Origin of the sequence: Algoriphagus sp., assembly GCF_030694375.1 — a bacterium.
GTDB lineage: Bacteria > Bacteroidota > Bacteroidia > Cytophagales > Cyclobacteriaceae > Algoriphagus.
In genome coordinates this window covers 1-9,084 of sequence record NZ_JAUXYL010000050.1, presented here as the reverse complement: position 1 = coordinate 9,084, position 9,084 = coordinate 1, and the positions used below count along the sequence as shown (strand labels likewise).

7 protein-coding genes are annotated in these 9,084 nt (G+C 41.2%); 2 read left to right on the top strand and 5 right to left on the bottom strand.

What is annotated here, in order from left to right:
- Positions 1-365 precede the first annotated feature (365 nt).
- Positions 366-1,556: an ATP-binding protein gene (locus tag Q8M62_RS21305; RefSeq protein ID WP_304902630.1), complete on the bottom strand. Its 1,191-nt coding sequence runs from the start codon at positions 1,554-1,556 to the stop codon at positions 366-368.
- Between the two features lie 282 nt (positions 1,557-1,838).
- A complete protein-coding gene (locus Q8M62_RS21300; RefSeq protein WP_305668247.1) occupies positions 1,839-2,006 on the bottom strand; it encodes a hypothetical protein in 168 nt (55 codons plus the stop codon).
- Positions 2,007-2,569: 563 nt separating this feature from the next.
- Here Q8M62_RS21300 and Q8M62_RS21295 point away from each other — a divergent pair.
- Together Q8M62_RS21295 and Q8M62_RS21290 are read left to right on the top strand one after the other, a co-directional pair.
- Entirely contained in the window at positions 2,570-3,553 is a 984-nt protein-coding gene (locus Q8M62_RS21295; protein WP_304902628.1) for a polysaccharide deacetylase family protein, read from the top strand.
- Positions 3,554-3,994: 441 nt separating this feature from the next.
- Entirely contained in the window at positions 3,995-5,683 is a 1,689-nt protein-coding gene (locus Q8M62_RS21290) for a hypothetical protein (RefSeq protein WP_304902627.1), read from the top strand.
- Between the two features lie 739 nt (positions 5,684-6,422).
- Here Q8M62_RS21290 and Q8M62_RS21285 read toward each other — a convergent pair.
- The 3 genes from Q8M62_RS21285 to Q8M62_RS21275 all read right to left on the bottom strand — a co-directional run bounded on the left by Q8M62_RS21285 (position 6,423) and on the right by Q8M62_RS21275 (position 8,681).
- Positions 6,423-7,388: an NAD-dependent epimerase/dehydratase family protein gene (locus tag Q8M62_RS21285; RefSeq protein WP_305668246.1), complete on the bottom strand. Its 966-nt coding sequence runs from the start codon at positions 7,386-7,388 to the stop codon at positions 6,423-6,425.
- A gap of 79 nt (positions 7,389-7,467) precedes the next feature.
- Positions 7,468-8,046, bottom strand: coding sequence for a Crp/Fnr family transcriptional regulator (locus Q8M62_RS21280; protein ID WP_305352745.1), 579 nt, complete (start codon positions 8,044-8,046; stop codon positions 7,468-7,470).
- Between the two features lie 194 nt (positions 8,047-8,240).
- Positions 8,241-8,681, bottom strand: coding sequence for a nuclear transport factor 2 family protein (locus tag Q8M62_RS21275; protein ID WP_305352746.1), 441 nt, complete (start codon positions 8,679-8,681; stop codon positions 8,241-8,243).
- Positions 8,682-9,084: the final 403 nt, after the last annotated feature.

The window sequence follows — 9,084 nt, the reverse complement described above, 5'->3', positions numbered from 1 at the left end:
TTATTATTAAGAATTCATGCATTTAGGAGGCAGAAAATCTATTTTCAGGACTTCAGGATTGACTTCAAGGGAATCTGGAATCCAGATTGAAAGCAGTCTACCTTGTGGTAGATAAACCTACCTAGCGGCAGGCAAGTCTGAAGACTGCAGTATCGCAGGCACAAGTTTGAAAACTTGCGCCAAGTTGAGCGGTGTTAGGAGTTCTCGCGAAGGCGGTAAGTCGCAAAGAATTCAAGTCCAGTCCCGATCGAAATATCGGGAAAGAAGCAGGACAGCGAGTAGCAGGATATTGAGCGTGGATTCAGCCCTGAGTGGAGATCCTCCACGGCGGAGGGGTACTCAGGGCAGCGAAGTTTTTTCTTTTGCTAATACAAAAAACCAAATAACCACAAGGGAATCTTTGATCCAAGTCCAGTTTCAATACCGTCAGCGGCGACAAAATGAAACGCCTGCTCTTTCTTAGGTAGATCCTTACCTATTCCACCTACTTCGATATTCGATTTTCTGTCAATCAGGAAATCTCCTTTTTCAGGTAAAGTAACTGAGTGCTTGGAGGAAACCTGATTTAAGAAAAAGGTTTCTCTGAGATTCCCGATATCCACATTTCTGCCGAGTGCAAATGCCAAATTGGTGTTTTCCAGGTAAAGTTTTTCGGGCTTTTGAAGTAAAGAAATACCTTCATTTGACTGGTAAAGGTTAGCAGTCAATTTACTTTCATCAAGGTAGTGAAAGTAGGTAAGTAAGGTAGTCCGGTTGATCCCGATTTTCTGACTGATCTTGGTGACATTTGGAATGAAGGGCACGGAATCAGCAATAATCGAAAGTAGTTGCTTGATCTTAGGTACATATCCAATATCAAATTTTCTCAGCTGGGGTAATTCCACCTCCAAAATCAAATTGACAATGGCCCTTAATTGCTGATCATAGAGATCTCCAAATTCTCCTGAAAAGGGGTAATAACCATGTTTCAAATAATTTCCAAAGAATTGGTAGGGTCTGAATTTATTAACCAGTTCAATTGCTATCTCTTCATGCTGATTCAAGACCTCATTAAGAGAAAATGCAGGAAGTGTATTGCCGGTTTCAAAATTGACATATTCTCTAAATGACATTCCTTTGAGAGAATACATCAGAGCCCTTCTACTTAAATCCGCTCCGGAATTGAGAATTTCCAGCAAGGAGGATCCAGTGAATATTACCTGCAGTTCTGGATAAAAGTCATAGATATTTTTCAGCTCCCGGGACCAACCTGCGTATTTGTGAACTTCATCTAAAACCAAAACTTTCCCTCCTGATTTGGAAAACTGATCAGCTAATTCCAAGAGCGTGTGCGATGAGAACCAAATATGATCCAGTGAGGCATAGAGCGCAGCATTATCCGAAACAGCAAACTGACTCTTTAAATATTGTAGGATCATGGTCGTTTTTCCAACACCTCTAGCCCCTGTAATACCGATTAGACGGTTTTCCCATTTTATTTCGGAAATCAAGCTTCGCTGAAAATCCAAGGAAGTCCGATTCCAGAGTCTTCTGTATAGCTCAAAGAGATGTTCCATAAATGTATAGTGTGATACACAATAATAAGTAATAATTGTTTAATGTGCTATACGATTTTGAAAAAGGATTAGGAGTTGGGGAGTTCGGAAGTTCGGAGGTTTGGAGGCATGGAAGAGCTGACGAAGATAAAGACGGTAAACATTAGACCTTAGAGGAGCTACATCATCGGGCTGGGATTGAAAAATTGCTAAAGGAAGCCGTGAGTGGAGATCCTCCACGGCAGACGGGCACTCAGGGCTGCGAAGATTGAAAGCAGTCTACCTATCTGTAGCTAAACCTACCTAGCGGCAGGCAAGTCTGAAGACTGCATTATCGTAGGCACAAGTTTGAAAACTTGCGCCAAGTTGGGCTGCGAAGATTGAAAGCTGTCTGAAGACTGCATTACCGTAGGCACAAGTTTGAAAACTTGCGCCATTCGGTCCTTCCAAGGTAGTTTTCTCTTCGTCCATTTGGCTTGATCCAAAAGGACCCCGCCTCCGGACGGGCAGGCAAAAGATCAAGACGCAAAAAAGCTTCCGCGCGCAAGGCCGAACGCCGGCCCACTTTTGCGTCCGCCCTACGCGCCCTCCCTGTTGGGCATTTGTCACAAAAACAAGAGTCCCGGGAGAAGCAGAACAATCAATGTTTTTTTTGATCACATCGGGTAAAAAGAGTGGTTCGTGGGGATCTAGTTCCAAGCTAGTGCAGGATGTTGGTTTGGAAATGGATGCTGATGCCAGTGCAATGGAAGTGGAAAAATCCCCCTACCCCCTTTGATAAGCCCGACTCGTCCCAATAAAAATTGTGGTCCAAGGGGGAGTTGCGGCGGAATGATCTTTAAATCTGTTTAAAAAAAACAATCTGCAGACTTCATATAAATAGGCACTAGTTTGAAAACTTGCGTCAATCGGAGCAAATCGGAACAGCTGAATCATTCAGTTCGGATTATGGAAATATTTGCGTCTCGAACAAGGAATCACTATTATTCGAAAGCATAATTCATCCACTGCCCTTTTTTATTCTTTCGCCAAAAATGAAATCCGGAATATTTACCATTAGCCTTGACTTCGAACTTCTTTGGGGAATATTTGACAAGGTTGGTGCGCGGTACAAGCCGGAGTATTTTTCGAATACTCGAAAGATCATCCCTACTATGTTGGAGCTTTTTGGCAGCAATGAAATCTCGGTAACCTGGGCGACTGTAGGCATGTTGTTTGCCGAAAATGAAGAGGAATGGAAGTTCTATTCCCCAACTTACCTTCCCTCCTACCGGGACAAAAAGCTATCGGCATACGAATGGGCCAAGCTTAACGGAATACGTCCGGAGGTTCATTTTGCTCCGGAATTAATTGGCCAAATCTTAGCTACACCTTTTCAGGAACTGGGTTCGCATACCTATGCCCATTATTACACGCTGATGCGGGGCCAAAGCCCGGAACAATTTCGGCAAGACCTCCGAGCCACCCAAAAAATCGCCGAGGATAAATTTGGGATCAGGATGAAGTCCCTGGTATTTCCCCGAAACCACATTAACGAGCTATACCTGGGGATTTGCCTTGAAGAAGGCTATGACTATGTCCGGGGAAATCCCAAAAACTGGTTTTGGCAGGAGACCCAACATGAAAGTTTCGAGAAAAAGCTATTTCGGTCTGCGGATTGTTTTTTCGAGGTGGGAGAAAAATCATCTTTTGGAATTGATGAGATCAGGGAATTTGACAATGAGCCTTTGATCCTTCCTGCTTCGCGGATTCTCAGACCTTTAAACCCACTAAACCCGCCCTTTAATTCCGTTCGCTTAAGAAGGATTTTTAGGGAAATGGAGCTTGCCGCAAAGCAAAATGAAGTCTATCATTTATGGTGGCATCCCCACAATTTCGGAAATGCCCCTGATCAAAGTATGAAGGAATTGGGTCAGTTGATCCAGCATTTTCAGAAGTTGAAGGAGCAGTATGGGATGGAGTCTCTGTCGATGGCAGGATTGGGGGAAAAAGCAAAAAGTCGGCTTTTGGCGGTTTAGCTTAGGTTTAGCTGAAAAGTTGGGGTGTTAGAAGTATGGGATGTTTGCTGTTGGTTCTCGAATTTGGACATTGAATGGGTCAAACCGTGAATACTTGTGCGCCGGGGCAAGGCCTCGGCTATGGTTCGACTTCATTTCGACTATCCGCCTTGGCAGACAAGCTGCATAGTACAGGCGCTCACCAACCCAACCCGGGGTGAAAGTAAAAGAACGATGCTGCGCTGGCACAGAAAGACCGCATGGAAAATTATACCTAATTCCATCGCAAGGGAGATGTAATTTGGGATAAAAATCCTGCTGCAGATCGTTCGATATTTCAAATGTGGAAAAGCAGAACAGCCCGGATAAGGCTATTAATAAAAAATACCGAGTAAAGTGTATTTTTGAAACATTTGCTTAAGTAACCTAAAAAAATGAGAGCTTGTTTTTAAATTCTCAGGTATGGATTTTAATTTGATCAGTGTTCTTCTGGCCTTGATCCCAATGTTTCTGAATGTAGGATTGCTTTATATCATAGGTATAAAGATGCCTAAGGACCAACGGACAATTATATTTATTTTCCTTTTGTTTTGCTTGATATTTTGGCAGTTTGAGGAGGTACTTCTACGAATCGCCTCAACCCGAGAAGTCAAGGTCTTAATTGATGATTTTTTGTGCATGGGGTGGATTTTTGTGGGTTCATTTTTACTTCATTTTATTTCCGACCTGGTGAATTTTCCTTTTGGGAAAAGCTGGAGATTTAAGATTTTGAATTATGGGATCACCTTCTGTTTTTTTTTATTATACCTGAATTACCCTCAACCTACGGTATTTACGGAGCATTCTTTTTTTGGGAGTATTCCATCGGTTAGGCCTGATTCACCGGATATCTTTAAAAGATTATGGATTTCCTTTCAGGCATTTTTCGGATTGGTACTGATGCTGAAGTTTTTGAAAGAGAATCACCACGAAAAAAGTCAGTCCAAAAGAGTTACCCAGGTCAAGTGGGTTTTGGCCGGCATAATACCTCCAGTGCTCGCAGGATTTGTCACACATGTTTTGTTTCCTTGGATTGGAGTTGCTGAATTAGCCATTACCTCTCCTACGATGACCGTATTCAGCGTTTGCACGTATTTCGGAATGAAGAAAGCAGATTTGTTTAATTACTTTGAGCTAATTCCCCTGGAAAAAGTAATGAAGGAAATGTCAAACTTCTTTATCCTTTTTGACAAAGATCTAAATGTGATTTTAAAGAATGACTACGCGGATCGCTTGATTTTCAACGAATCCTCCGCCAAATCTATCAATTTGGAAACTTTTTTAACTCCCGAGTCCAAAAGGAGACTAAACCAAACCATCGAACAGAAGGAGGAAGAAATGTGGCTTGACCGGCTAAATTTCCTTGATTTAAATCAAGGACTTCTCCCATCAAAGGCTGTAATCCAGAAGATTGAAATAAACAAAAATCCCGCCCTATACCTTCTCATAGGAACAGATGGAAAAGAATTGCTGGAGTACAAACAAAAACTGTCCTCCTTTAAGGAATATTTCAAGTACTTTCTGAAGACTTCAAACGAGTCGTTTTTTGAACTGGAACCGGAAAGCGGAAGAATCAGCTGGAATGGTTCGGAACGCAAAATATTCGGTTCCAATCCCAACTTGGATGTTTTTTCATTTGAAGGGTTTAAAAAATATTTTAGCCAAAATCGATCTCGGGAAGAATTTGAAAAATTTATACAATGGAAGGATTCGGATGATAGAAACCCGATGATCCTTCATTTTGAAATCACTTATAGCCAAGAAAAAACCAAAAATCTGACACTAAATGCAATCAAACTTACAAAGGGATCAAGCAGCAATAACCTAAAAATCATCGGGACGCTTCGGGATGTAAGTTCGGAGTTTGATTTCTTTCAACAGATTTCAAAACGAGATCTTGCCCTGAAAGAGATCGCATGGGTACAATCCCATAAAGTGAGGGCACCATTGGCTAATATTCTGGCATTGACTGATATTTTGAAAACAGATGAGAGCTTATGTGACAACTCAAAAAGGGAGTTTTTGACAGCACTGAAAAAATCGGCAGATCAACTGGACATGGTTATCAAGGAAATTGTAACCAAAGCAAGTGTCCCGGATGAAAACGCATGATCATTTCGTTCTATGGGATAAACTTGTATTGTTCTGATAACTGGGTGGGAGTTGGGAGGATAGGAAGTATGGGAGTTGGAGGGCTCATGCTTTGACTACGCGCAGCACAAGTGTCCGATGAGTGATGTTGTTGAGTGCTGAAGCCAGGTCCTTTAATAGCCCAGCTTTTTAAAGCTGGGTTAATATGTGGGATCAATGTTCCCAGAGCTGTAGCAGAAGGCAGGTTTGGAAAAGGGGGTTGATACCATCGCAATGGAAGTTTAAAAATCCCCCTACCCCTTTTGATAAGCCTGACTCGTCCCAATAAAAATTGTGGTCCAAGGGGGAGTTGCGGCGGAATGATTTTTAAATCTGTTTAAAAAAAACCAATCTGCAGACTTCATATAAATAGGCACAAGTTTGAAAACTTGCGCCAAGTTGAGCTGTGTTAGGAGTTCTCGCAAAGGCGGTAAGGCGCAAAGAATTCAAGTCCAGTCCCGATCGAAATATCGGGAAAGAAGCAGGAATGCGGGTAGCAGGATATCGAGCGTGGATTCAGCCCTGAGTGGAGATCCTCCACGGCGGACGGGCACTCACGGCGGCGAAGATTGAAAGCAGTCTACCTTGCGGTAGATAATCCTACCTAGCGGCAGGCAAGTCTGAAGACTGCATTATCGTAGATACAAGTTTGAAAACTTGAGCCAATCGGGGCACAAGTTTGAAAGATAGTACCTTGCGCCAATCGGGTGCCAATCGGGTTTTATTTTCTCATTAGGTCAATTCCTTGCTCAATTGTTACAAATGTTTTATAGCCGAGTTCTTTTCTTGCCTTGCTGTCATCTGTAATAAACTCTACACCCAATACATTTACAAGTCCATTGTAAATTGGCGGGTGTCCTTTTAGTTTAAATATTTTCCATACAAATTCCATTACAGTCGCCACACGTTTTGCCATTGCCAACGAAACAACTTTGTCGGGAACGGTTATGCCTTGCGTAGCAACATATTTTTTAATGAAGTCTTTGAAAACAGGTGTTTCACCGTCTGTAATAAAATAAGTTTTGCCGTTTTGCACTGATTGGTCAGCTAAAATTAAGGCGTGACAGACATTGGTAACGTGACACGTTACTAAACGGTGTTTGCCTTCATCAATAAATTGCATTCTTCCCTTTTTAGTGGCTTCCATAACACCAATCAATGTATTAGGGTCGCCTTTACCCCAAACCAATGGTGGTCTTACCGCAATGGTTTGAAAGTTATTTTTGTTTGCTTTCAATACTAAATTTTCGGCTTGTAGTTTTGTTCGTGAATAGCCGTCAATAATGTTGTCGGAAACAAAGGTTTCATCAGCGTTTACGATTGGTTTGCCATTCATAATTACCGAGGCAGCACTTAGGTAAACAAACTTTTTTATGTTAGCATTTTTTGCAACTTCCAATAAAACTTCGGTTGCTTCAACGTGCAATTTTTTAAGGTCTTTTTCAGTAGCAAAAAAATCTACCGAGGCCGCTAAATGAAATACCGAAACACAATCTTTTACGCCAACTGCTAATGCTTGCTTATTGTTCAAATCGCCTTTTACGGCTATTGCTCCCAACTGTTCAACTTTTTGAATGGCTTGCGTTGAGCGTGCCAAGGCCTTTACTTTGTAGCCGTTTTCAATGAGCATTGGGATTAGATTTTGTCCTACAAAACCCGAACCACCTGTTACAAATACTTGTTTCATACTTTGCTTGTTTAAGAGATACGAAGCAAAGTTGGCAAGGGTAAAAGCGGAAAACGTTTACAAAAGACAAGAAAGAAAGCTATGATTTTTCTAAAATTCTTTTTCTGATACGGCTCAGTGAAGTGGCTGTAATTCCTAAATAGGTGGCAAGCATATGTTGCGGAACTCGTTGCAAGATTTGGGGATTTTGCGAAAGTAATTTTGTATATCGTTCTTCGGGGCTGTCTAAAATGAACGATGTCAATGCTTGTTGAAACTGAATTAGCGTTTGCTCTAAGATTTTTCGCACAAACTCGTTCATTAGCGGAATTTCTTTGTAAAGTCTGGTCAAATCTTTTTTATTGAGAACAAGCAGTTCCGTTGGTTCAAGCGTTTCAATGGTTTCTTTGCTTGGTGTTCCTGTAACGAAACTGTCAAAAGCACCGATAAAACTATTTTCTGCTGTTATGTAAATTGTTATTTGCTCTCCATCTTTTACATAGTATTTTCTAAGGCAACCTTTGAGCAAGAAATACAATTCATCTGTCCGCTTGTTATACGAAACGAGTTCAGTTTTTGTAGTTACTTGTCTAAAAGACAATGCAGTAGCCAATAGTTCTTTATTAGCTTTTGTGAAATTCACAATTTTGTCGGTGAATGTAAAAAACTGTTCTGTCATTGTTTATTCGCTGTCTTTTTAAAATTGCCACCAACCTATTGGGCAATGATCTGTGGCCATCTTAGAACCACTTCTTTATCCGCCCAGGATAAAAATAGTGAAAAGTAGAAAAGTTACCGTCACAGAAACACCGGCCATAGCTTATAGCCTCGTGTTGAGCGTTCGCCTTATTTACTTTGTGCTTAGCTTCACTGTCATTCCCTAATTACTTCTGACGACTGCCTCGCAGCCATTTGCCATCCATTTTCAGACCTAATCCATACATTGGTGAACCTCCTTGGTACCCACTCGTCTTGGTTTGTAACCATATTTGATGGCTGTTGTAGTTCCTTACCCATTACTATAGCAATGTTTTGGTTGAAAGTGATTTTTTCAATAATTCTTTCAACTGCGGGAAATATATGTCCACTATTCATCAATGCGATGATATCTTGGGTTGTCACAATTTTACCATTTGGATTGTTTACCACGTAGTCCTTCGACCATATTTTCAACAATGAAGTTGTGTCTCCCTTATCAAGCAACGCTGTCCAATGTTTTTCTAATCTTCTGATTTCTTGTTCATCATTTGATTGTCCAATAGCGTGTGCAGAAATAAAAACAAAACAGATTAAGAAGAAATTGAATGTTTTCATAATTCAAATATTTAAGGTCAGGTACTGATTTTTTCTATAAAGATTACTGTTTTTAAGTGACGCACAAATAAGTAAAAAAGGAAGAAAAGCAATTCACCTCGGCGCAAAATTATTGAGAGGAGTCGGTGGTTGATGCCGAGGAGGAGTTAAAAATTGGTCGGGAAAAGAATTTAGTACCAAGGCAGTCTACCTTGCGGTAGATAAACCTACCTAGCGGCAGGCAGTCTGAAGACTGCAGTATCGTAGGCACAAGTTTGAAAACTTGCGCCAAATTGAGCGGTGTTAGGATTTCTCGCAAAGGCGGTAAGTCGCAAAGAATTCAAGTCCAGTCCCGATCGAAATATCGGGAGAGAAGCAGGACAGCGAGTAGCAGGATATCGAGAATGGATTCAGAGTGAACCAG